This is a genomic window from Enterococcus sp. R12, from assembly GCF_058135755.1.
In genome coordinates this window covers 847,861-872,502 of the sequence record NZ_CM176874.1, presented here as the reverse complement: position 1 = coordinate 872,502, position 24,642 = coordinate 847,861, and the positions used below count along the sequence as shown (strand labels likewise).

General features: G+C 38.0%; 24 protein-coding genes. 5 read left to right on the top strand and 19 right to left on the bottom strand.

The annotated features are described in order from the left end of the window. Window positions 1-75: 75 nt before the first annotated feature. The 5 genes from ACTW1R_RS04100 to ACTW1R_RS04080 form a co-directional block, all read right to left on the bottom strand. A complete protein-coding gene (locus ACTW1R_RS04100) occupies window positions 76-399 on the bottom strand; it encodes a PTS lactose/cellobiose transporter subunit IIA (protein ID WP_153883423.1) in 324 nt (107 codons plus the stop codon). A gap of 209 nt (window positions 400-608) precedes the next feature. After that, window positions 609-926 (bottom strand): PTS sugar transporter subunit IIB, encoded by a 318-nt coding sequence (locus tag ACTW1R_RS04095; RefSeq protein WP_489927453.1) that lies wholly within the window; start codon window positions 924-926, stop codon window positions 609-611. Between the two features lie 20 nt (window positions 927-946). Next, window positions 947-2,284: a PTS sugar transporter subunit IIC gene (locus ACTW1R_RS04090; RefSeq protein ID WP_489927452.1), complete on the bottom strand. Its 1,338-nt coding sequence runs from the start codon at window positions 2,282-2,284 to the stop codon at window positions 947-949. 155 nt (window positions 2,285-2,439) lie between these two features. Further along, window positions 2,440-3,084 (bottom strand): histidine phosphatase family protein, encoded by a 645-nt coding sequence (locus ACTW1R_RS04085; RefSeq protein WP_086294712.1) that lies wholly within the window; start codon window positions 3,082-3,084, stop codon window positions 2,440-2,442. Between the two features lie 203 nt (window positions 3,085-3,287). Then, the gene (locus ACTW1R_RS04080; protein WP_489927451.1) at window positions 3,288-5,735 is read right to left on the bottom strand and encodes a GH39 family glycosyl hydrolase; all 2,448 of its coding nucleotides are present in this window, start codon (window positions 5,733-5,735) and stop codon (window positions 3,288-3,290) included. A gap of 469 nt (window positions 5,736-6,204) precedes the next feature. Between ACTW1R_RS04080 and ACTW1R_RS04075 the strand changes: the two genes are divergently transcribed. The 4 genes from ACTW1R_RS04075 to ACTW1R_RS04060 are packed head-to-tail and all read left to right on the top strand — an operon-like array spanning window position 6,205 to window position 7,294. Then, a complete protein-coding gene (locus ACTW1R_RS04075; RefSeq protein WP_489927450.1) occupies window positions 6,205-6,534 on the top strand; it encodes a hypothetical protein in 330 nt (109 codons plus the stop codon). Between the two features lie 11 nt (window positions 6,535-6,545). Next, window positions 6,546-6,836: a DUF5960 family protein gene (locus ACTW1R_RS04070; RefSeq protein WP_489927449.1), complete on the top strand. Its 291-nt coding sequence runs from the start codon at window positions 6,546-6,548 to the stop codon at window positions 6,834-6,836. A gap of 1 nt (window position 6,837) precedes the next feature. Continuing rightward, the gene (locus ACTW1R_RS04065) at window positions 6,838-7,107 is read left to right on the top strand and encodes a hypothetical protein (protein ID WP_271814801.1); all 270 of its coding nucleotides are present in this window, start codon (window positions 6,838-6,840) and stop codon (window positions 7,105-7,107) included. Then, window positions 7,025-7,294, top strand: coding sequence for a hypothetical protein (locus ACTW1R_RS04060; RefSeq protein ID WP_271814799.1), 270 nt, complete (start codon window positions 7,025-7,027; stop codon window positions 7,292-7,294). Before ACTW1R_RS04065 ends, ACTW1R_RS04060 begins: the two co-directional genes overlap by 83 nt. 20 nt (window positions 7,295-7,314) lie before the next feature. On the opposite strand, the gene ACTW1R_RS04055 is transcribed toward ACTW1R_RS04060, so the two are convergent. Together ACTW1R_RS04055 and ACTW1R_RS04050 are read right to left on the bottom strand one after the other, a co-directional pair. After that, a complete protein-coding gene (locus ACTW1R_RS04055) occupies window positions 7,315-7,491 on the bottom strand; it encodes a hypothetical protein (protein WP_271814797.1) in 177 nt (58 codons plus the stop codon). Further along, window positions 7,484-8,680, bottom strand: coding sequence for a hypothetical protein (locus ACTW1R_RS04050; RefSeq protein WP_413136287.1), 1,197 nt, complete (start codon window positions 8,678-8,680; stop codon window positions 7,484-7,486). The genes ACTW1R_RS04055 and ACTW1R_RS04050 overlap by 8 nt, the downstream gene beginning before the upstream one ends. 624 nt (window positions 8,681-9,304) lie before the next feature. Here ACTW1R_RS04050 and ACTW1R_RS04045 point away from each other — a divergent pair. Next, complete coding sequence (locus ACTW1R_RS04045) at window positions 9,305-9,718, top strand: hypothetical protein (RefSeq protein WP_489927448.1); 414 nt, start codon at window positions 9,305-9,307, stop codon at window positions 9,716-9,718. Window positions 9,719-11,330: 1,612 nt separating this feature from the next. Here ACTW1R_RS04045 and ACTW1R_RS04040 read toward each other — a convergent pair. Genes ACTW1R_RS04040 through ACTW1R_RS03985 form a run of 12 tightly spaced genes read right to left on the bottom strand, consistent with a single transcriptional unit; the run spans window position 11,331 to window position 24,638 of the window. Next, window positions 11,331-12,113, bottom strand: coding sequence for an N-acetylmuramoyl-L-alanine amidase (locus ACTW1R_RS04040; RefSeq protein ID WP_413136284.1), 783 nt, complete (start codon window positions 12,111-12,113; stop codon window positions 11,331-11,333). Window positions 12,114-12,146: 33 nt separating this feature from the next. Further along, the gene (locus ACTW1R_RS04035; protein WP_489927447.1) at window positions 12,147-12,416 is read right to left on the bottom strand and encodes a phage holin family protein; all 270 of its coding nucleotides are present in this window, start codon (window positions 12,414-12,416) and stop codon (window positions 12,147-12,149) included. After that, window positions 12,417-12,749 carry a hypothetical protein gene (locus ACTW1R_RS04030; RefSeq protein WP_128489074.1) on the bottom strand — a complete coding sequence of 111 codons (333 nt, stop codon included), beginning with the start codon at window positions 12,747-12,749 and terminating at the stop codon, window positions 12,417-12,419. It abuts the gene before it with no gap. Between the two features lie 2 nt (window positions 12,750-12,751). Continuing rightward, window positions 12,752-13,111 carry a hypothetical protein gene (locus ACTW1R_RS04025; protein WP_325836429.1) on the bottom strand — a complete coding sequence of 120 codons (360 nt, stop codon included), beginning with the start codon at window positions 13,109-13,111 and terminating at the stop codon, window positions 12,752-12,754. 35 nt (window positions 13,112-13,146) lie between these two features. Then, window positions 13,147-13,395 (bottom strand): hypothetical protein, encoded by a 249-nt coding sequence (locus ACTW1R_RS04020; RefSeq protein ID WP_489927446.1) that lies wholly within the window; start codon window positions 13,393-13,395, stop codon window positions 13,147-13,149. A 40-nt stretch (window positions 13,396-13,435) separates the two neighbouring features. After that, a complete protein-coding gene (locus tag ACTW1R_RS04015; protein ID WP_489927445.1) occupies window positions 13,436-13,849 on the bottom strand; it encodes a DUF1617 family protein in 414 nt (137 codons plus the stop codon). 16 nt (window positions 13,850-13,865) lie between these two features. Beyond that, window positions 13,866-18,245 (bottom strand): carbohydrate binding domain-containing protein, encoded by a 4,380-nt coding sequence (locus tag ACTW1R_RS04010; protein WP_489927444.1) that lies wholly within the window; start codon window positions 18,243-18,245, stop codon window positions 13,866-13,868. Window positions 18,246-18,256: 11 nt separating this feature from the next. Continuing rightward, a complete protein-coding gene (locus tag ACTW1R_RS04005) occupies window positions 18,257-18,613 on the bottom strand; it encodes a DUF6711 family protein (protein ID WP_489927443.1) in 357 nt (118 codons plus the stop codon). A gap of 13 nt (window positions 18,614-18,626) precedes the next feature. Next, window positions 18,627-23,519 carry a transglycosylase SLT domain-containing protein gene (locus ACTW1R_RS04000; RefSeq protein ID WP_489927442.1) on the bottom strand — a complete coding sequence of 1,631 codons (4,893 nt, stop codon included), beginning with the start codon at window positions 23,517-23,519 and terminating at the stop codon, window positions 18,627-18,629. A 10-nt stretch (window positions 23,520-23,529) separates the two neighbouring features. Then, a complete protein-coding gene (locus ACTW1R_RS03995; RefSeq protein ID WP_489927441.1) occupies window positions 23,530-23,904 on the bottom strand; it encodes a hypothetical protein in 375 nt (124 codons plus the stop codon). Between the two features lie 23 nt (window positions 23,905-23,927). Next, entirely contained in the window at window positions 23,928-24,335 is a 408-nt protein-coding gene (locus ACTW1R_RS03990) for a DUF6096 family protein (RefSeq protein WP_429961135.1), read from the bottom strand. A gap of 39 nt (window positions 24,336-24,374) precedes the next feature. Beyond that, entirely contained in the window at window positions 24,375-24,638 is a 264-nt protein-coding gene (locus ACTW1R_RS03985) for a phage tail protein (protein WP_489927440.1), read from the bottom strand. Window positions 24,639-24,642: the final 4 nt, after the last annotated feature.

The following is a 24,642-nucleotide window of genomic DNA, read 5'->3' as shown; positions in this document are numbered from 1 at the left end:
GTACGTTAGGAAACACAGATTAAGTTGATTTTGCACAAAATACCTTAGAACACGCAAAGAGCAATGATTAAGCATCTATGCTTCGTCTTGCTCGATCCGTTGGTGGATCGCAATGATTTCTTTCGCTAAATCACAAAACGCAATCGCTGTCATCAGATGATCCTGACTATGGATGGTCAGCAGCGTAATCTCTGCTGCGATTCCTTGGGCTTCATTTGTCAGCATAGTGGTTTGGGCATGATGCGCTTCTACAATCGCAGCTTCTGCGCTTTTCATCCGTTCTTTCGCCTGCTTAAAGTCGCTATTTTTTGCCGCACTGATAGCTTCCATCGCGTCACTTTTTGCGTTACCGCTATGGATGATCAATCCCATCACTGCTTCTAACTGTTCTTGATTCATCGGTTGACTCTCCTTTGCACAGAAGGAATAAATCCCTTCTATGTGCTGTTTTTTAAGGTTTCCTGCTGTCTATCGCAAATTTTCGCATTGCTTGATTGGCAACAACGTGACTGACGAGTCTTCGAAAATTGGGGTAGCCTCCAGCTGATACATTGTTGATTTTACTAATCCTGTATTCGCAACTCGCTTTTTCTTTTCTTAACACTCGGTTACTGTGCTTGCGATACCAATCCTATTGCTTGTTGTAGTACTTTTTCTCCGTTCATCGTTCCGTATGCAGACATATCGATCACCGAAACCGGAATCTGATCTTCTACCATTGCGCGAATCTGTTTTTCCTTAAATCGAACTTGTGGACCTAACAGAATCACCTCTTTGCCGGGAAGATAACTTTTGATGTCTTCGATTGGTCGCGCATCAACAGTAGCGGCAATTCCCTTGGCTACCCCGGCTTTCTCCATTTTTTCAATTAGAAGGCTAGTACTCATTCCCGCATTACAGACTAATAAAATGTTGATTTTTTTCATTTTCACTCGCTCCTTTATGTTTATTCCGTTACGACAGCACCTAAATCGACTGCTTTTTCTGCCGCTTGTTCTTTTTCTTCTGCTTGCTCCCGCTTGTATTCAAGATTGTCGACTGCTTTGAAAAACGGGAAGTAAATTGCAGTGGCAACAATGACACAAATGACTTGTGCTAGCATCATTTTCCAGCCACCGACCACTATTGCATTAAAGAAAGTTGGAAACCCTGTTGGAAGATGGACCCCTTGCGGTCTAGGTACCAATCCGCTGACAATCGAGAAGTAGCCAATTAAACCAGTCACTAACGGCGTTACCAGGGTCGGTACAAGAAATATCGGATTCAAGCAAACCGGTGTTCCAAAAGTAATGGGTTCATTGATGCTAAAGAAGGTTGGAATACTGGTGATCCGACCGATGTTTTTGTACTGACTGCTTTTAGCAAAAAGAATAAAACAAACCGCAAGTCCTAAAACACAGGCTCCCCCGCCAATTTCCAAAAAGACATAAGTAAAACCAAGATCAATCACATTAGGCGGTACCTCACCAGCTGCTGCTGCAATCATGTTCTCGGTCGTCATCGCTTGTAAGATCGGCGCATATACTCCGAAAATAATCGCTTTGCCGTGCAGACCAAACCACCAGAACAAGCCAATCAATGAATAGGCGACTAAGACACCGGCAACCGACCCGCCAATCGATTGAATCGGCGCTTGAACCACTGTATAAATCATATTGTGAACGCTACCATAACTTGTGAAAGCAAAGCCCCAAGAAATAACCGCCATCAATAAAGCGATCGAAAAACACGGGATGATGGAACTAAACGATTTTTCTACAAAACTCGGCACACTTTCTGGCATTCGGATGGTAATATTATTTTCAATAAACCAACTGTATAACTTTGCTACGACTAAGCCGACAATGATTCCTACAAACATCCCTCTGGAACCGATAAAATCAAAGCTAATAAAATCGACTGGTTGCATGGCTCCGCGTACTTCTTGATCAATCGTTGCTAAAGGGGTCAGTAACAAGAATGAAACGATTGCTAAGAAACCGGGAACCATTCCGTCAAGTTTAAACGATTTTGCCAAATTGAAGGCAATAAAGTACACCACAATGACCCCCATGATATTGCTAGTAAACATTCCTGGAAGCAGCAACAATGTTCTTAACCCATTCGCATCAACAAAATTTTGGTAACCATCAAAAGGTATATTTGCCAACAAAGTCAGCATCGATCCTGTGATACTGAAAGGAATTGTCATGACCATCCCTTTACTGACTGCCTTGAAATAACAATTATTCGACATTCCTTCTGCCGCTATTTGCAGCTTTTCAAGCTTATTTATAAAATTCATTTTTGAAACCTCCCCATTCGTTTCTCTAATTTAACCCACTCTTCGATGACTTACTTTAAATTTATGAGTCACTCATCGCTTTAGTGTCTGCATAATACGTACTACAAATTCCTTCCCATTGTGATCGTCTTTTCTCGTTCTCGATAAAACTATACTTATAAATTCACGCTCTGGTTATAAAAGAGCAGTTTTTTTTCATGCTTTGTCAGTGCTATCTTTGTGATTGCTGCATTCAAGACAACTTCCGCACAATCTATCTGCGGATCAATTAAATAGGCGAGATTTCGAATCGTATTGCCGTGAGTCACGACTAAAATCTTGCTGTCAGAAGAAAACGTATTTTCGAGTTTTTCCAACCCAGCTTTGATTCGAGTGATAAAAGTTTCGTAATCCTCTGCGTCTTTTTGCGGATCAGCTTCATGAAAAGCATTCATCACTTCGTTGATTTTTAAATTTGCATAAAACTCGTTGACGGTCTCAAAGCCTTTTGACTTTGCAACTTTGGGCCAAACGTTTTGGTTCAATTCACCTTCAAAATAACCGAAAAATGTTTCGCGGAACTCTGGCATGAGATAGAGCTCCTTTGTTATGTTTAACTGAGTTCTAATGATTTTGCTGGTTTCAATCGTTCTGCCTAAATCACTTGAAACAATCTGGCTGATTCCTTTAGAAGCCAAATAAGCTCCGCATTTTTCAGCACTTATTCTCCCCTGATGTGTCAGCGGGGTATCCGCCCATCCTTGCATACGATCGTATTTATTCAAATACGTTTCACCATGTCGAACAAAATAAATTTCCATCTTCACTCGCCTCGTTTTCTGTCATCACATCTGCTTACTTCTATAATCTAAAAATCTTGTAATCGATTACAATTGAATCATATCAAGTTCTCCTTGTGGTTACTTCGCAGGTTTCTCCTTATCTCTTGTATGTGTATGACACTACTATGTTTCGCAAATAAAACAAACAGGAAAGTGTGATACTTTCCTGTTTGTTTTACTTATTATTCTTCGATTACAATACGTTTAAAAAGCAAATCATGGGTTTCCATCGCAAATTCGATCGTCAGCTGTTCCCCTAGCGGCAAATGTTCGATCCACATTTTTGGCAGACTTTGCGCTTGTAAATACGCCTCTTCTTCTCTTGTACTAAGAGTCTCAATCGCAATTTTTGCCATTTCTTCTAAGTGAGTCCCGTTTTTTAAGCCAATCTGCTGCGTAGTGATTTTGGCTTGTTGCCTTTTGTTAATCTCCGGCAAATCAATCGTCACGCGAAATTTTTTATCTGGCATATTATTGAAAACTGCATAGACATTTTCTTTGCGGAAGGTTCCTTGAGAATTGTAATAGTATGCTGAATTTAAATGGGCATAACTGATCGCCAGAATATTGATTGTATACGGATCAGGCATTGTAACGAGCAGTTCTTCATTATAGTAGAGGGTTCGCCCTGTCATTTTCGCTAAAAATAAGAACGCATAGTAACCGATTTTCGGAATCGCATGACGGGTTAGGAGACCTGCCCCGCCAAATACTTCCTTCTCCTGGCAATCAACAGCAACAGCTGAGGTATCTGAAAGCAGCCAATAGCCGATCACTTTACAGTACGGACTGACTTCTATCGCATTTTTAATGATATAACTGCCTTTATAAGCTGTATCATTGATCAGATCTCGATTTGCGATCGTAACATTAAACTCAGTGATATAAATCGGGATATCAGCTTGAAGGCGATTAAATATCTTTTTGACGGCTTTTACGTGGCGCGACATAAAGTACATATCCGGTGATATTGGATTACTTCTTCTTTGTTCAGTAAAATCACTTTTGATCTCATCCATCGGATAAACCGCTAGACTAAAGAAGTCCGGTTGCTGTTTTTGTTCTAGCCATAACTCGATAAATGTAGGGAAATTTTCGTCACTATTTTTGATATCGACACTAATGCCGCAACCACCCACCTTCATGTTCGGAAGGATTTTCTTGATTTGCTCACTTATCTTGGTAAAAAAGCAATAGAAGTCCTTGGCTCGCGTAATTTTTAACCGCGTATCATCATAAAAGACTTCACCAAGAAATGGAGCTTGGATTGCTTGTAGGACGATGGGATGCGGTTTCCATACCTCGACCTGCCATTTTTCAACTGCGATCCGACCATAGCGGCTGATGCAGTGCTTAAAAAACAGAGCAATGGTTTTTAGGTACGCTTCTAAGTGAAGGCTGTTTTTACTGAAAACTTGATTCGCCAAAATCGAAGTGTAATCTTTGTAGATTGTTTTCCCTTTAAAGCCAAGTTCCAGAAATGGAATTAAATCAGCATCAAGGATCGCATCAAGGATTTGGTCTGTCTGCGAAAAGTCCAGCTGATCTGGGTCACAACCGATAATTTCCGGCGACAATAGACCCCAAATCCGTCCGTAAGTAAATGGTCCATCTTTCTTCACACGTGCTAGCGCTACATGAAAATCCTTTCTTAACAAGTCCTGTGCAAACCCTAAATTTATCAAAAAAGTCGGTGCATAGCTTTCAAAACTTTTCTCATTGCTGATTTGGATGGCATAAGTGTCGGTTCCTTCATGGGAAGTTGTCGTATCGATCAGCTTCTTTAAATCCGCCAGATCTGTCTCCTCCTCTTCCACAGGATTCGATAAGACAACGATTGATTGCTTTACTTCTTTCCGATAATCAGTCGGCGTCAGGCCTTGATACTTTTTAAATATTCGATTGAAAGAATTGATATTGGAAAAACCGGCATCATAAGCAATTTCAATCACCGATTTTTCCGTATGAAGCAGTTCATTTCTGACTTTTTCCAGACGTTTCTGCACTAAATAATCACTGATCGAAAGCCCAACTTCTTTAGAAAAGACTCGAGAAATATATTGTTCAGACAAGTACAGATTATTGGCGATATCCGCTAATTTGATATCCTTTTGAAAATTATTGTCGATGTAAAACTTGATTTCTTCAATTTTTTTCGTTGTACTTTTTTTACGGTCCATGGTCTCTTTTTTTCGAAAATGCTTTTCCAGATTTCCGATCAGCGCAAAATAATTTTGAAAGGCAAACGCATTCTGGTTATATTCTTTATAAACAAATAATTGCAACAAGCGATGAATGTATTTACGAATCTCATTGTTAACAGTACTTTGCTTTTCAATAGAGTTGCCTTGGAAGATATACTCAATATCAGTATCCTTTGTGTTCATGGGAAAATCATAAGACAAAGTCAGTGTGAACACTTCCGCATTGTTGTTCTGGATCAAAATTTTTTCTCCTTTAGGAACAACTAAAAAATCGTCTTTTTGCAAAACAAATAGCTGATCACTGTCTTGAATCGAAACATCGCCGATCAGAACGAACAGCAGATGAATATCATTATCAAAATAATAGAGCTCTGAAGTATTTAGTTTTTCTATCTTTATATTTTCCCAAGGGTTTACCAGCTGCACAAAATCACCTTCTTCAAATTTTTTTTAGTATACCATGAAAAGAAATGATTATTGTTGCCGCTTTCTAAAAAATCTTGGGATTTTCGAACCGAATCGATGCCTTAGTCTGTTCAGCTATCAGAAATCAGAGCCCTCGCTGAGTAGGTATTTCTCGCTTTAAAAAACAATTTGCTTTTTCTTGCCCCTAGTCACTAAACTTTTTCCACAAATAAAAAAAGAACCCCTCAAAAGAGGAGTTCTCAAGGCTTGCTTACATCATGCCGCCCATCAAAGATTATCTGACTCACTTATTTATACCAGTATAAAAATGTCTATATAACAGCCTTTTGATCAATTTTAATTATAAAAATAAATCAACTAGTTCGAACTAATAAAGTTATTTTGCCCCTTTTTTGCCCCCTATTCTTTGTTTAACCACTTTACAAAACGAACAAACGTTCTTATACTGAAGAAGAAGTAAACAGGAGGAGTGGTCAAATTGAAATATAATAATTTTAAAAATCTTTTGGAAAACCGTCTATCTGGTTACGAAGTATTTATGCAAAAAGCCGAGGAATTCCAAATTGCTAAGAATAAATTGCGTTCTGGAAAGGCTAAGTGGAACGATAAAAAAGTTAACAAAGCAATTAACGGTATGTGGGATCAAGCTGCACAAAATATCTACCAGACTGTAAAAAATATGGATAAGATTCCAAACAGTCGGTCAATAGACCCTTACAATGATTGGCTTAAATTTATGGAAAGTAGAAATCTGTTTGAAGTACTGTCAGATTCTCTTGCTGATGTCGAAATGGAATAGGAGTGATTGATATGCAAATACCATTAGCGCATCAAAGAACCTATGCTTTTGAACGTTACTACTACGAGTTTATCGAAAGAATGGGACCAGCTCATCTATTATACGATCAATTCGCTAAAACTATGGATAATTTCGGGAAACCCTACTTTACGGTACCCCGCACCTACAGTGGATATCCTAAAGAATTAGCTTATGTATTTAAGAAAGACGGAGATAATTATCTGTTCGATCACGTTAGAACGCAAGACAAGATTCTTCGAAAATACGACCCTAGCATTAAGTACAAGCCTGGCGGTAATTGATATGAATATAATCAGCCAATACGATCAAGGCTACTTATCTCTTCCTGAGTTTATAAACGCATTTCCCGACTCTATTTCTGAATCACAGGAAGCATTATTCGGCTCAAAATGTGTCGAGTTTTATGTTGCTGTCACTTTAGGCAAAACGGATTGTCGCTATTATGTACAAGCTTACGGAGGCGATTGTTATGAAATCGATGAAAGGCTATGTATCGAAGATACGTGTGTTGAAGATGAGCAAGACCCCTTTGGTGCGGTTCTCTTTGAATAATGAGAATTGCTTGATTGCAGCTCATAGCTTGAACTTCTTGGCAGATGTGGATGAAGGAATGCAGATTGTGGTTGCTGGTGAGTATAACGATCGAAAGCAGTTCGTTGTGAAAAAGTATTCGGTGATTGGTAAGACTAAGATCATGATTGAATTTGAAGCAATGAAAAAAGACCTTAGCTTTCGCTAGGGTCTTTTTTTGAAAGAAACTTAAAATGTGTGTGACAAATTATTTATTTTACTATTGAAACTATTATGCACGTTTCTGTGCTCTTTAGGTGTAAAATCTTTAACAGTGGATCTTACATCGATATTTCTTGGAGAAAAATTTTTTGTTTCTAAAAAAAACTGTGATTTTGTACTAGTTTCTTTAATCAATTTAACCATTTGAATTCCTCCTTAATTTATATCCTAAATTATCATCCAAATTAAAGTAATGTTTCCTTTTAACCCATATTGGACCCTCGCTAGGCGTAATAGCAAGAACATCTATAGGCCCACCAACAGTTTCTACTGATGTACTGTATTTTCGTTTAAAACTTGTAAGATTCATTAAAGTTTCGGCAATCACTGATGTTTCTTCAACTGGCAATAATGCAATCATATCTAGCATTGGTTCTATATATACTTTTCTTTGTATTTCAGATAAATTATTAATAATACGATTATACTTTTCTTTGTCTAAGCCGTCAAACACCGCAGATTGATCAACAAGAAATTGAGATAATTGTGGATCTATACCTTGGACGACGGTATTGACAACATCGTCTTGAGCGAAAGGAATAATTGTCGATTTTAATTCATTACTTCCCTGTCCAACTCTAGCTTGTTGATGAAGAGAATATTTGAATTCATCCATAATAAAAGAGTATATTCTAAAAGAACTTAAAGACGGAAAAATTTCATCTTCACCATAACCAGCAATTACTATTCCAGTTGATGATAAAAATAAGTTATCTCTGATTAAAGTAAAATAAATTAGATCAAACAAATCTGAACTTATAGCTTCAGAAACTTCATCTATAGCAGAAATATTATACAGTATTTCTAAAAAAACAGCATAGTATCTTTCTTTAAAATCCTCTAGATCCAATTCCAAAACATAAGCTTCATTAAATTGATTTTTTATATTCTTAATTTCTTCTCTTAATAAAGGTATCAAAACGTCAGAGCCAACTGTCTGGCCCTGAGAAATCAAAAAATTAACTGATTCTTCCGTGCTTGAAAAAACAAACGTAGTTACTTTATTTATGAAGGCATAGATATAATTATCTTGGATTTCCTTATTTTTTAAAAAATCATTTGTTTTTAGATATTCTATAAACGAACTTGCGTAATCTTCTAATTTGGATTGTTTTATGTTTCCTATAGACTTTCGATACTCTCCTATCACAATATCCCAAGGAGTTTGCATAAATTCTCCGTTACCATATACCATAATTCCAACAGAGTGATTCGAACTAAGAGTAAATAGCTTTCTTGCAGAATTATACACTTTGTTGTCACCTATGGTTGAAGCAGAATCTGAAGCCAAGACAATACCACTTTTGTTTAGAATTGCTATTTCAGCAGTCATATTACACCTCAATCTTATTTTTTCATTAATTATCCCCTTTTACATTACTTTTGTAAACACTATATTTTTCTTTGCATAAACAAAAAGCTACTCTGCACGAAATTGAAAATATAAACATTGTATCTACATAGTTCTTGGCCTGTCCATTAATTTGGTTTATAATTATTATGATGACGGAACATAGTTCCACTTGTACGGCATATGAGAATATGCTGTGCTTTTTTTTGCAAAAAAAACCACTCCCGGGGAGGAGTGGCACAATTAGATGAAAAAGTTTTTTATAAGGTGATTTCATTATATTAACTATTTCCAAATCTTTCAAACCATTTGCTCAAAAATAACCCACCCTCAAGGAGAGTGGGCCTGAAAAAAGATATAAAATGAAATAGCCCCGGTCAAGGCTATGATTCCATTTTACAAGGTAATATTTTTTATTTCAACAAAAAGGCCGCCCTAGTTATGATAGAGTGGATCAAAATAAGTAAAACAATGAAAAAATTGAATTGGTTAGTTATTTAAATACTATACCCTTATTTTGATACAATTACCCTTTTTAAGATTTTCTTTTTTCAGACTTATTTAAATAAATTTCTGATATACTGAAAAAAAGAAATGAGGACCGTCATGAGAAAAATTTTAGGTGGATTATTGCTAATATTAGTTTTAAGTGGCTGTGCATCAGCCAGTAAAAATTCTGATTCGAATAATATCGATGAAGTTCATTTTCAAGTTACGAACGGAAGTATCTATCAATTTGAAGATATAGATAAGAAAAGTTCGGATCAAAAAATAATTTCAAAGGTTCAAGATATGATCTCCGAACTTGAGCTTACAGATAAGAATAAAGTAAAAGATTACGATGGACTTGTTGGAGCTAATACTTATACGCTAGATTTATCTGAAAATGATAAGATAATTACTAGCTATACTTTTTATGGAAATTTTGTCACAGTAAAAACCGATAATGCACAGAGCATCTATGAGTTGGATAATATGAAAGATGCAGAAAATCTTATTAATTTTTTACAAAAGATCTAACGGTTAACTAAATATTTTTACAAGCCCGCCGAAGCGGGCTATTTATTTATAAAAACCAACCATCTTCATGGAGGAGTAACATAATTAAATGAAAAGTTTTTTTAATGAATATTGTTTTTCAAATTTCATGCTGGTTAAAAAACGCTGTATACTTCTCTAAAAGTTTAAAGTCCTGCTCGAAGTTTTTTCTGATCAATATTTTATCTCCCAATAACGACTTTCGAGATGTACGTGCTAATTTATGATAAACATCATTTTTAATTAAATAGTCTAATTCCTCATTAATTGTCTCGAGGTTGCTTTGATCAGACAATGACTGAAAGTATCGTATTGCGTTGTACTCCAGGTGTTTTGCACTATTAATTACTTTTCTATAATGTAATTTATCAACTTTCATAGAATCACCTCTAATACAAATCTAACGTAAAATTAATCTTTTATCAAATTTTTAGTTTTGATAAAATAATAATTCCATAAATATAATAATAGTTATGACCAAATTATAAGATAATTTCTGAAGATAAGTAGATAAATTAGACGACTTTCTGAACAATAATATCTATTAAGTAAGAACAATGATAAAATAAATATGAAGAGTACTGGTCGCAGTCCAGAAAACTTCCCCAAGTTTCTGCCTAACGCTCTTTTTTGTGCATGTTGCACTATATAATAATATTTTAAAGTAAACTTTTTTCAAGTGAATTTGTTTGAGGGAGGAATTTTATATGACTAAAAAGCAAACTATAATATTTATCTCAAAAATGCTCTTTTATTATGTCTTAATTATTTTGATTGTTTCTTTAATTTCTGGTAATCTTACTTTCTCGTACTTTCTATTCAACGATATATTAAGTCCAAAATCGTTCATTGTACTTTTTGGAATTTTTCTATTTTATAATGAAAAAAAGAAAAACTTTTAACGTAATTCAGGCAGAAGTTGATTCCCCTCTATAATTTATCTGAGTTTATGTACAAGCCCTCCTACTCAATTAAGAGAAGAGGGTATTTATTTACCATGGTAACTTATCGTTATTAAGCGTCCGTTGTACTGCTTTTACCATATTAGAAGTTGGACTGATGGTGCCATCTTGTATTGTACCCAAAGCTTTCTGCATTGCTTTGATTGTATTCTTTCCACAAAGTCCATCGACTGCACCATTGTAATAATCTTTTGCTCAAAAATAACCCACCCTCAAGGAGAGTGGGCCTGAAAAAAGATATAAAATGAAGTAGCCCCGGTCAAGGCTATGACTTCATTCTACAAGTTAATATTTTTTGTTTCAACAAAAAACATTAACTATTCTGCCTAGAGTGGACTAAAAGAAAAGTAAACAAATGAAAAATTGGATTGGTTGGTATGAATCTACGATACATCTTTTATTAATTAAACTGAACCAATTTATGACGATTTTCTAATCAATAATATCTATTACATTGAAATAATGCTAAAATAAAAAAATCGAAGAGTACTAGGCACACTTCCCCAAGCATTACCGCCTAATACTCCTCGTAGAGTATTGCACGCACCTACTAATCTATAGGATAAACTTGGTTACTGCAAGTAAAACGAATATGAATTATGTACAAGCCCGCCATAGCGGGCTGTTTTTAATTATCTGAGTTTCTTCACGTAAGCTTCATTGGCAGTAAAATACCCACCAGATTCTAAAAGAAGCCGTGTAATATTGCCATGCTTCACAACCTCTTTCACCAGAAGCTTGCTGCCCTTCGGATAATAGTTACCACGCATATTAGTAAATTCTAAATCCGTGTACTCTTGATCTCCACCTTCACGAATCACTTCAACACGTCTTGCGCTTTGAATATATGTTTTTTTGTTTGTCACGTTTGTTGTGCCTCCATTCGCTTTTTCAAACACCGCATCTTTGAAACGTTCCAGCTCACTTGGCTTTGCTACCCAAGGAGCCGGACAATTCTTGCCTGTTACGTCAAAGTGCCGCCAAATCTTTTCTCTTGTAATATTAGGATAGATAGCGATCAATTCTTTAACAGCCTTAACAGTGTTTTGGAAAGTTTTTTCAGTAATTCTTCCATTCTTATCCAAACACATTTCAACCCCAATCGTGGAGTAGTTAGCATTTCCTAAGATACTTCTAAGTGGATAGTACGGTTGGCCATTTACATATTTTTGGATATCATTCGCATGATAAGCAACTTCATTTAACGGAATAATGCAGATTGCTTCAATATCATCAACGAACAATTGAGCCGAAGCATAGACACCGCTCAAATTATTAAAATACGTTTTATGGTTTCGGGCTGTGCCACCGTTGTTTGCAGTATAATGCATGATGATGCCTTTAATACCGCTGTTCCTGATACCTGGGCGAGAAAACTTGTTCATATTGATATACTCGTACTTAATAAAACTCATTTGTATCATCCTTTCTAAAATAAAAAGAGCGGCTTATTCAGCCACTCCTTGATTGATAATCCGGGTAAATGTTTGATGCAACCCTGTAGACGCTAGCCCACTAACTGCACCATAAACAATAGATTCAACCGTAAGACCATTCATGACAAGTCCTAGAATTGCTCCTAGTGAGCCGACAATCAATGGAATGTAATCATTCACCTTATTGGTTAAAACAGGTGTAGTCTTGATAATATAACCAACTACTAAACACGCAATCACAATCACTGGTACAAAGTTTTCTGTTACTACTGATAAATCCATTTAAATTCCACCTTTCAGTTTTCCTAGTTCATTCTCAATATTTATTAGTTTCGTTGTTAGTTCTTCATTTTCATCCTCTAGTCTTTCAACTTCAGATTGATAAAATGCTATTTCTTTTTCGTACTTGGTTTTCATGATTTCAATTTGGTGTTCTAAACGATCAACTTTCGCTTCTAATCCTTTATTTAGTTCTTCGTACTTCTGATAAAGCTGAGTTGCATTTTTGATATTCGTTTCAGCTAAGTTAGTTTTATTCGTAGTTTTAGTAGCTGCATAGGTAATCAATCCAGTTACTAATGACGGTAATATTACTATCCACATTTGCTCAGTCATAATTAACCCTCTTTCAGTGCGATTCCAAACGCTAGAAGCGCCATCGCTAGAGAGAATATCCACACAGTATTTGCTGGCGGACTAATTAAAAACGAGATTGCAAAAACCATCCATAAAAATGAAAGGGTCGTCAGTGAAAATCTTTTGATGACCTTCTTGTTTAACACCACACCTAACAACTTCATTAGTCCTAGTACAACGAATGTTAAACTGATTAATTTCTGATCAAACATTCCATCTATCAAACGATAAACTTTATAGCTCTGAAGAATATCTGGATAAAATAGAAGTTGAACGCCATAGATTATTGAAACCAGTGATAAAATCAAACTATCCCACTTTAATACCAACACTTTCCACATAGGTCACCTGCTTTCTAAAAGAAAAAGGAACAAGCTTACGCCTGCCCCTCAACTTCTTGTAATAGATCATCTTCCACTGTCCAAACTCTGTCTTGGAAGTCTTCAACATCTTTGCGACATTCTGTTCGATTTTGTCGATACAGTTCCTGATTTACGATTGATTGACTAATATTTGTATTCCCAGCGCTATCAGTAGTGACATTTGCTGAAAGATAGATGACTTGTTGCCCACTGATTTTAGATTCACCAGTAATGTTGATTGATTTTTTTACTTCTAGTGCCATGATTGATTCCTCCATTTTTTATATTTTTATAGGACACCGATTATTCAGTGTCCTCTTTTTCGAATTCATCTAATAAGCGATCATATATCTCTGCGTCTTTTCCAGAAAGCATCCCATCATAATTTAAGAGAATCCGAGGGATTTCATCGAAGTTTCTAGTAAACATTCCGCCTTCTATTACTACTTCTTCCTCCAATAGGATCGACTGTTCTTTTGTAAAATTAGCAACATCAGTTTTATCTTGGGCTTCTGACTCTTTTAGTTGTCCTTCTTCATTTAGAAGATTGAATTTTTTCATTAAAGCTCTCTCTTCCTCAGCCAATTCTTTAAATGCTTCTCGAATCTGCTTAGCTAATTTCGTTCGATGTCGGCTATCTTTATTAGCTTCAAGTGTCATTCCTTCCAAAAAATTGATGGCTGGTGCTAGTTCATTGTTTCTCAGTGTAATTTTCATTCTTTTCCCTCCATTTTTAAGCAACATTCACAGCATCTAAACGACTTTCTAATTGCGAGAGTTGTGCAAGTAGTCTTACATTTTCCATTTTCAAAGTTTGGATTTCTCGTTCATGCTCTCCGAGGATTACATTGTGATAAATGGATAAACGATCATAGGCCAGACTTTCAACCAAGCCGCTATCACCGTAAGATACTACTTCTGTTAATCCTGCCGCATCGAATTCATCTGCAATAAAACCATAGTATCTGTGTCTCACTTCTCCTCTAGCAATTTCAGCTTTATCCATCCAAGATGCTGGCCGAATAGATAAAACTTTTTTCGCCTTTGCTATAACATCTGAAGCAACTTCGATTTCAGTTTTGTATTTTCTAGCTGATGTTGATCGTGCAAAATATCCATTTGAAGTTACCATTAAATTTGCTGCTGACGAGGTAGTACGGTTATAAGTAGGCATAGAATTGATGTAACTATCTCCTGTTAACCATAAACTACCTTGAAATTCAAATCTCGATCGTGTAATGACACTTCCCTGTAAATCAGCTGTTGATCGTGTAATAAGCCCTCCACTGATATCGACATTACTCCTCAGGTAAGCCGCACCGGCTACGTCTAAAGTGGACTGCAGAAAAGCAGCACCACGTGAACGAACTTCAGAAGCACTCATCTCTCCATTTGCAGAGAGAATCACTCCTGAAGTTTCATTCCAACTATTTGATACCTGCAATCGGTCCGAATTTATATCAACCCTTGCTGACATTGTCATTGAAGTATTAGTGTTGTATTTACGCATTGCTACATAATCTGAACCATATGAAGTCTCGAAATATCCTTGACGTGTGCCTTTCCCCCCAGATGTGGTCAAAGAAAAAATATCTGCAGTATGACGAAATAAGTTATTACCGATCCGCCAAGATCCTGTGTACCATCTTGGATTATAACTTCCTGTCAGACTATCACCATAATCGTAACTACCATAGATTCCTGTATCCTGATTTAAGATATTAAGATATCCTGAAACATTTAAAGTGCCTGTATTTGCGGTTATGGCGGCTAAATTATTAGCAACTATTTTGTTTGCATCTATACTAATGATTTTCGCACTTGAAATAGTCGCATCAGCAATCTTAGCGTTAGTGATTGCTGCATTCCCAATCTTTGCATTAACAATTGCACCATCTGCTATTTTCGCTGTGCTCACAGATAAATCGCCAATTTTCGCCGTTGTAATGGCAGCATTGCCTATCTTCCCTTCTGTTACAGCAAGGTTAGCAATTTTACCGTTGGTAACCGCTAGATCAGCAATATTCCCTGATTTGATAACCGCATCCGCAATATAAGTAGTACCAACAATTTGAATTTTATTACCCGCAATCAAAACACCTTCAGTAGACAAGTTGATTTGATTCACCACATCGTTCTTTGAAACTTTTAAATTGATGGTATCTGACAACTGGGTTATTTGAGACGCAGTTGCTTCTCGATCGGTCACATCAACAATAGATATGTCATCCCACCAAACAGTTCCCACTGTATGAGAAGCAGTTAGCGTAATACTCCACTCAAATATATTGTTCCCTGCAGTGTATATTTGTGATTTCTGACTCCATTCTGTTGATGCCCCATCCCAACCTAGAGCGTTAATTAACGTTCCGTTAGCTTGTCCTATTCTAAGCTTCTGGTTACCAGAAACACCATTTGCATCCGCCGTTGTCTTATACCAATAACTAACTTCATATTTTCGCCCGGGAACTACTGGAACATTTAGCCTTCTTCCAATCGCTCTTCCCGCAGAACCAGTATTGCTCACAGCTAAGGACTTAGAACCTGAATGAGAATCATTTGTTGTAATTGTGAACCCCGTAGGTTGTGTCCACCCAACGTAGTCATTCTCAAAACCTCCATTTGATACTAGATTTGTTCCTCCGCCATCGATTCGGTTAACAGTTGATACTAAGCCATCAGCCGTTTGCTCAACCTGAGTTGCTTTCGTCAAAGCAGTATTAGCTGTTGTCTCAACACTTGATATTGTTGTTTTCAAGCCATTCGCAGTTGTTTCGACTTGCGTTGCTTTAGTAAGAGCAGAGTCTGCTGTTGTTTTCGTACTAGCTATTAACTGTGTGTGTCCGTCAACTGTTTCTGAGACCTGATTTACTTTTGTAATGGTTTCAGTATTACTAGCTAGAGAACCTCTTTCAACTCCATATTGTATGGCATTATATGGCGGCAATTCCGTTATAAAAGGTTGTGTAGCCATGTGTTCAATTGTTCCTGCGCCCGCTTTGCTAAATGGTGTCATCCTAAATGCGGTATAGGTTTGAGACCACTTCATGTAATACCAAACTTCACTAAGAGACTCGCTCGTGGTTACTTCTATAGCTACCAGATCACTAGCTGTAACTAAAGAGGTATCAGATATAGATATCTCGAACAAACTGTTTTGTCCCATAGCTGCCTGTTGCTTATGGTTCAAATATATACGGCCAAGAGTAGTCTTGGAATTCCCTGCTCCTGATCCAATAAAATCAATACCAACCCGAATATCTTGATAACGAACAATAAGTTTAGTTTTTGCGATAAGAGTCCATTTTCTTATATTTACATCTGCACTCGAAGAGGTAGCGTAGCTTTGATCAGTAATTTTTGTTGCCAAGTCCGTTTGTACACTAGATATAGTTCTAGTAAACCCATCAACAGTTGTTTCTAATACATTCGCCTTATTCAAAGCACTTTCTGCTGTTGTCGTTACAGTTGCCAATGTTTGCTTCTGTCCATCAACTGTAACAACTAATTCATTCAATTTCTTCGTGGTTGATCCAGCCGTGCTTTCAACATCAGTCAACCTGCCAGTTAATCCAGTAACTGAGGTTTCCAGAGTTGCTGTTCTGCCTTCAACAGCATTCGCCTTATCATATGCTTCGTCTACCTTTTTGCTGATTGATGTAACAGTGCCGTTGATATTAGCTACATCAGATACCAGTCCATTCACATCAATCTGTATCGCATCTGCTTTATCTTTGGCTGCTTGAGCATCTATACCAGCTTGTGTGGCTAAGCTTGCCGCATTCTCCCCTGCTTGCTTTGCTGCAGCTGCTTCTTCTTTTGCTCCTTCTGCAGATGCTTCTGCATCTTTCCCAGCTTGTATCGCTTCTTCAATTGCGGCGAGCAATTCGGGATCACCAGCTGAGGTGATTTCCATCACCCAATCTAATACGCCATCTACGTTTTTATAAATCCATATCTCTCTATCTTGTCCATTTGGCTTAAACCAAATGTCACCTTCTTTGGGATTAAGAGGTTCGTTTGTATCATAGTAGTTCGAGTTCCAATTATTCGAGCTTAAAATAGAATCAAGATAATCAATTCGTTGATTCAGAGGCCCTCTATACTTGTAGGTGGCTTGCGAGCTTGAACTGGTAGTTGCTTTTGATTCGGAAGACATCCCACCATTGAAAGTAATACTATAAGATAAATTAGGAACTGAGTATTTTGTTCCGTCATTAGCAATAACGTATATCCAGTCGCCTGCTTCAAGTGGCGGGCAACCTCGCCATTTCAATTCGTAAGGAAAGTAATTCAAATCCTTAACCAATTCCCAAGTTTGGTTCAGCAATTGTTGGGTCATAACTTTGTTTTCTAATTGAACTTGAGAACCATTTGTTGATCCTACACGTATGACATCCGTTTCCTCTTCACCCGTTTTTACTGTTATTCCGCCAATTCGATAGCTGACCTCATTTTTTGTAAATCCTTTTAACATATAACTTTCTGGTGTGATTTCAAAGTTTGTAGGCGCTAATCTTCGGATCTCCAACTCACCATTTCTATTAAAGCTAGCAAAACCGCCTTCGAACTGTGCGATTAAGCCAATTGCTTGTCTGAATGTATATCCTTCTGGTTTGTTAATTGCAGCTGTTCCCAGAGCAGAAAATGATGCTTCATTTATTTCGACCCCTGCGATATTCGCTACCTCCAAAGCCACTTCTCTATATGGTTTCTTATAACTCAGTTTGGAATCATACGGCCCTTCCATGAAACGCATCTTATCAGTTGCTTTAATCATTGTAGTATTGCTGTTTCTGTTTCGCTCAAACTCATCTATAAAGAAGTGGCCAAGCTTTGTGTATTCGTAATTACCATTTACCAAAACACCAAGTTCAGGTACTACCTCTAAATCTTCTTTGACCGTTTCAATTATCGAAGGAAAAACTAGCTGAATAGAATTCATGTAAGTAGATCCTATTTGGTACGTTTCACCAGAAATGCTGCCAGAATCAAAAGAGAGTGAGGTAATATCCTCACTCCCATACGTAACGTCATTCATTTTTACTCGAATAGATAGCTGTCTTGAAGGGCTTAACCAAGCAGCTATTACATCATCTGTTGTGACTAACAAAATTACCTCACCTACCTTTCAATAAAACTCATCGTTAACCCTTCCCATTTAGGCAATTTGTCATGCCAGGAATATGCTGGAGCTGATCGATCGCCGACATAGAATGTTTTCGTAATAATGTTGCCTTCCATCGGATCGGGATAAGTGACTTCAAAAAAAGGAGACATCACCGCTTTTAAAATTGGTGAAATCTCCGCATCCGTTAAGGCGCCCCATTCAAGGTCCACTTTTCGTTTTGTAGTGATATAATCACGAGTCATATCGCCTTTCGCATTACGACCAGAATCACCATCAACTGCTTGTATACCCGCAGTAAACTTTTTAGGAGTCTTGATCGTAACTCCATTAATTTTCAAATATCCAGCCATCAGATCAATCCTCCTAAATGTTTAATTCTGTATAACCAAGCTGCTGATGGTATTTGTTGATTTCTTTCACTGCAATACGACCGAATTCTTTACCGCCAATATTAATGACAATATCGCCATTTGGCGCTTGTGTTGGTGTAGCACCCAATGCAGAAATAGCATTCATCAATGTTGTTACTATAGATGAAGTGAAGTCTTTCATGCCGCCACCTTCATAATTCATTTGGTTATTGTTACTAAACGTACTATTCGACGGTGTGAATGTTGGTGTTTGGAACATTTCTGGCAACATTATGCTTGAATTGAACATATCAAGTCCAAGATACTCAACAGCTTGTTGGATCAATTCAGCAGCACGTTTCGGTTTCTCAAGAGGGATAACCATCTCTTTCTTGTTGCCTTCTCCCATACGATATAAACCGTCTTGGGTAACTAGTCCGCCATTCTCATAGCCCACACCTCTGTACGCTGACGCAAGCGACCCGTAACGACTGAGTGCATATCTCATAGAAGCCAAAATATTAGACATTGGATCCCAAATATTTTTGTTGTACGGGCTTCTTGCATATGCTCTAAAGGTTGGATCAATGACCTGCATCAATCCTTTAGAAGGGGTTCCGTTCTTAGCGTTGATATCCCAATTATTGATAGCGTTAGGATTACCATTTGATTCAGTCTTCATTTGGTAAAGCGTGCGATTTGCATTGGCTAGTGAGTAAATGCCTAATTTGTTCAATGCGCTATTGACAGTCGATCGCCATCTTTCTACTGATGAACCATACTTACCAGCTGCTGCACCTCCAGATGCACCAAAAGAAGCATTCTTGTCAATGTCGCTTGCTCCGAGTGAGCCGTTGATATGCAAATGGTCGTAGTGGTCATTCTGTGGCCATCTTACCCAACTACCACTCGATCCAGTACCAGACATTCCTTTGCGATCTCGAACTTTACCTTGGGTGATAACGTAAGCTACTTTTGAGGCAAAGTTATCAAACACCCAGTTCGCTGGGGCAAAGTATTTCGAAGATCCGTTCATACTTGCTGGATACGCAACGTCAATCGCTTGATACTTCCCATGGGAATGTGGATCACCTGGTCTAAAGCCAGAAGTGATTCTCATACCAGGATATCGATCAACGGTTTTTCTAGCGATATCATATAGGTATTTGTAAACACCCCAACTTCCCATTGATCCATCAAACGAACTATTTTGTGCTTCATATCCTGCATCGAACTTCGATTTAAACCATTCATAAGAACCTTCTGCGATCGTTCCAACAGAACCTTTCGCCATTGATAGAGCTGGTTCAACAGCGCCTTTCAAATTAACGAATTTAGAAATTGCTGCATTCAAAAGCTTCTTAGGATTTGATGCATAAGACCAAATATCCGATGCAATCTCTTTTGCGCCATCCCATTTCTCTTTTAGCCATTCGCCTACCCCATTTGCGTATGCTGGTACACCATACATTGCGGCAGTCTTTGGACCACTCAAGACGGATGTTCCTTTTGGAAGGTTAACCATCAGATTTCTTTGCGCTGGAAAGATACCAGTACGTCCATCAGGTGTCCGGTAAGCTTCTTGATAATTAGATCCTAACCCATCATTTACTAAAGCGGGTCCGCCCGGATGATAGCCGGTACCTTTAGCATAAGTAGGAATGGTCCATTTCTTCAGAGCGCTGTCTCCTGCTCCGACTTTACTTAGTACCCAGTTGATACCGCTGATAACACCATTGACACCTTTTCCGATAACGCCGACCATGCCATTGAAAATTTTACCTGCTCCTTCTTTAACTTTCTTAGCGCCATTGCCAAGCCCTTTCCCTATTTTTTCTCCTAGTTCATTAGCCCAACCGGTAATCTTTCCGAACGCTTCAGAAGCATTTGTCTTCATAGTATCAAACGAGCCACTCATGCTCGTTTTTAAATTACTAAATGCAGTACTTGCTTTTTCTTTAGCTGAATTAGCTGAAGTTGAAACCTTATCACGAATTTCATTCCATTTATCAACGGTATTATTTTTGACATTATTCCATCGATCAGAAACGTTATTCCGAAGTTCTTGTAATCGGTTTGATGCATTATCTTTTGCTGTTCTTGCTTTGTTTGATACATCTGTGGAAAAAGTATCCCAAGTTTCCTTTGTATTCTTTTTGATGTCACTCCATCGACCGCTAACATTATTCCAGATATCAGAAGCTTTCTCAGCAACTGTTTTCTTAGCATTATTCCAAGTGTCACTGGTCCATTTTTGGACATTGCCCCAAGTATCTGAAACAGTCTTCATTATTTTGCCAAAGCGATCATCGATAACATCTTTAAGTTCACCAATCGCTTTTTTAGGATTCTTAACTGCGTTAGCAACTTTTTCTAACACACCAGCAAGAAATTCTAACCCTTTTGTCAAAAGTTCAATTTGTCCAATAATCAGGAATTTAGCCACTTGACTAAGAGGAACAATAACGACGTCCCAGAACCATTTAAAGATTGGTTTGAAAATCTCAATCACTTGGTTCAAGACCTTCAATGCTGCTGAGAACATATCAAAATACTTAGGCACATAGTCTTCAATGAAAAAGCTTGTCAAAGGTAGTAGAACGTTTTTATACAACCACTCAAGTCCATCGCCAACATTTTTCAGGATAGGACGAATCGATTTGAATAATCCATCGATCGCTTTAAGTAATGGCGTGAAATCAAGGTTTTTTGCCCATTCTTCTGTGGCTTTGGTCATACTGTTGATATTACCTAACAAATCATCTACTGCATCGAGTATTGTTCCGAAGATTGATTCTCCAACTCTTCCTTCTTTCCACGCCTTTTTAAGTTGCTCAGCAATGTTGCCGATCGTGTTGAAGATATTCGTATAGATTTCAAGAATATTGGCAGCTACACTTTCTCCACGCCCATCGTTCCACGCGTTTCGAAAAGCAACAGCAACTTCATGAAGTAATTCAAGAATTCGATTCCACATATCAAAGAACGATTGAATCAGCCTTGTTCCTCGCCCATCATCTTCCCATGCACGTCTGAACGCACCAGCAATATCGCCAATTATGCCAAGCACATCTGCTAATAAAATCAGGATATTTTCAATAAATAATTGACCCGTTCCGTTTGTCCAAACTTCCATAAATGACTTGCCGATAGCAGAAGCCAAAGCTATTACCTCACCTAATGCATACTTCCAAGCATCGATCACTCGTTGTCCTTGATTTTTCCATGCATCTTGGAAAGGCTTGAAGAAATCCTTCAACAAGTTTTGGATGTCTTTCATCCATTTAGGCGTTGAATAAGTGCCTGTCGCTGAACCAAAATCAATGCCAGGAGTTGTAGAATCTTCCTTCTTTTCATTATCCGTATCCATTGTCAACTTGTTGATTTGGTCAAATCCCATGAGAGATTTTTGTAGCTTCTTCACTTTCTCATTGGCTTTATTTGCAGAAGACCCAGTATCGTTTAGCGCTTGGATATTGTCATACAATCCACTAGCGCCTTGTTTTGCTGCATCATAGGTTGTCCCGAATAACATTGCAATAAATGAAGCAAGCTGCCCCGTGAGTTGGGCTACTGTACTCATTAACGCATTCAACGCTGGTAAGATTGCCGTGTATATTGGATAGAATGCCGTCATAAGATTGACTTTAATCTGATTCAACGAATCGCTGAATTGATCGTTCGTTTTCAACGCTGACATCATACCGCTAGCTAGTTTGGTAATTGCGCCACCTAACAGCTGATAAACGACCAATGAAGGTAACAGATATTTCATTGACTGACCAAAAGCATTCGTGCTTCCTGTCATTCGATTTGTTCCAGCTGTAACTTTGTTGGAATTACTAGAAAATAGACTTCCGAACTTTACAATAAATCCAAGAGAGTTCCTTAATCCATTTCCGACGCTCCCGAATCCGTGTGAAACAGCATTGGACATGCGGTTGAATACACCGCCGTATTTAGAAACAGCTCGCTCAGATTGCTTCAGTCCTGTCCCCGTCATACTAGCACCGCTAGAAGCGTTGCCTGTTTGAATGGATGATTGTCCCAAAGCAGAGTTAACTCGTTGCAGAGCCTTTCTCAACGCATCTGCTCTGTCTTCTGTTTGTGCGTATTCCTTTTGCAAACGATCACTATCACTTATAAGCTTATTCATCTTGATTGATTGTTTTTGAATCTCACCAGACGTTTTCAGTGATTGAGGAGTATCTTCATAACTCTTGAATCCAGATGTAAAGCTGCCAGTTGGCACACGTTGGTCGTTGTACTCCGCCTTCAACGTCCGAATTCGTTTTCTCATCGCTTCAATTTGGGCTTCGTTTTGGCTCATGCCTTTTGTTATACTTTCCAAGGAAGACGGTACAGCATCTAATTCACGCTTGATTGTATTACCCATTCCTTTTGCCTGATCTTGGAATTTTGTCATCTGAGCTTGCGCTCGAGCGATTTGTTCATCGTATTTAACGACTTTCCCTGTATCTCCTTGACTGGATGCCGTTTGCCTTTGCGATTTCAGATAAGCAACCTTTTCTTGTGCTGCTTTCGCTTGTCCCATTTTAGCGTTGATCTCATTCACCATCGCATCTATTTCCTTGGTAACCTTCGGACGTGCTTTGCGCACCCCGGTTGCGAAGTTGTCGCCAGCAGCTTCAGACGATTGCTTTGTCGATCGCTCGAAGTTTGCTAATGTCTTTTCAAGTGCTTGATTCATTTTTTCTAGTTGTTTCGTGAAATTGCTAGCGCCTTTTTCAATATCCATATTTTTTTCTGTGCGATCCATTGAGTTACCGGACATTTGTTGGATTCGACTCATTGCACCCTCAATTTTTGGCAATACACTCTCTAGGGATTGCTCAACTCGAGCAGTATTGATATCTAACAAGACTTCAAGTGTTTCTAATTCCATGCTTTCTCACCTACCTTTCTTCTATGAGTTTTCTTCTTTCTCTTGTTGCTTTGATAGCCTGCGCTTGGGCCAAGAACATTTCTTGCTCACGCTGCATAGCTTCTTGCTTTGTTTCTTCCTCCGTTTTCGCTTCTTCAACGGCTTGTTCAATTTGTTTGAGAAATGGATAAGCATCTTCAAATTTTGGAAACTTCTTCGGATCATTGAATGCAAAAACGGCTAACCTTTGCTGAGAATAGTCGAATAATGCTTTTTCTTTTAACTCATTCTCCTTGATTTTCTTGTTGGCTTGAACTTGTATCATAATTTCCTCAAGCGTCATTCCCCAGTAGTCAGTGGCAGGGATTCCTGATTCGACCGCTTGTGGGTACATGAATTCAAGCATTTCGGATAGATTATCGAAGTTTTTTATAGAAGACTGTCTTCGCTGTTCGTCTGATCCAAAGATTCCCCATCGGTCGCTTCGTTCGCCGTTTCTTTCTTTCCGAAAAAACCCGCTTCATCCAAGAAGTCATTGATTTCACCAAATAGATCCATGGTTGTTTTGCCTGATTCAATATATTGTTCAAAAGCTTCGATAATTGCTTTTTCAGTAACACCGCTCGTTTTATTTGCTCCTTGCAAAACAATCAGCAAGCTATTTGCTGGCGGCAGTTTAATTTCACCTTGTTTTTTAACGAACAGGCCCATGATTCCTTCATCTAGTTTCTTTTCGATTGCAATAATTGCTTTACCATCTAACCGAAGTTGTAGGTTTAAGTTACCTAATTCAAATGGTGTTGTGTGCGGAAATTGTGCGATATTGTTTTTTGACATAATTGTTTTCCTCCTAATATAAGAAGGCTAGTCTTTCGACTAACCTTCTTGTGGTTCAGTTAATGTTAAAACGTGTGTATCTTTTTTACTTCCTGAGTTCGTCGTAACTGTTGTTGTATACGTTCCGGCTGGCACGCTTGCTGTCCAAGTTATATTGCCAGTATTCGATACACCTAAACCTGCGGTTGCTGGGGCAATGGTGTATACGACTGTCGTATTGGTAGCATTGCTTGGTGCTACAGTTGCCAAAAGTTGGCGATTTGATGCAGTCCCCGCAACTGCGGTAGATGTCTTAGGTGACAAAGAA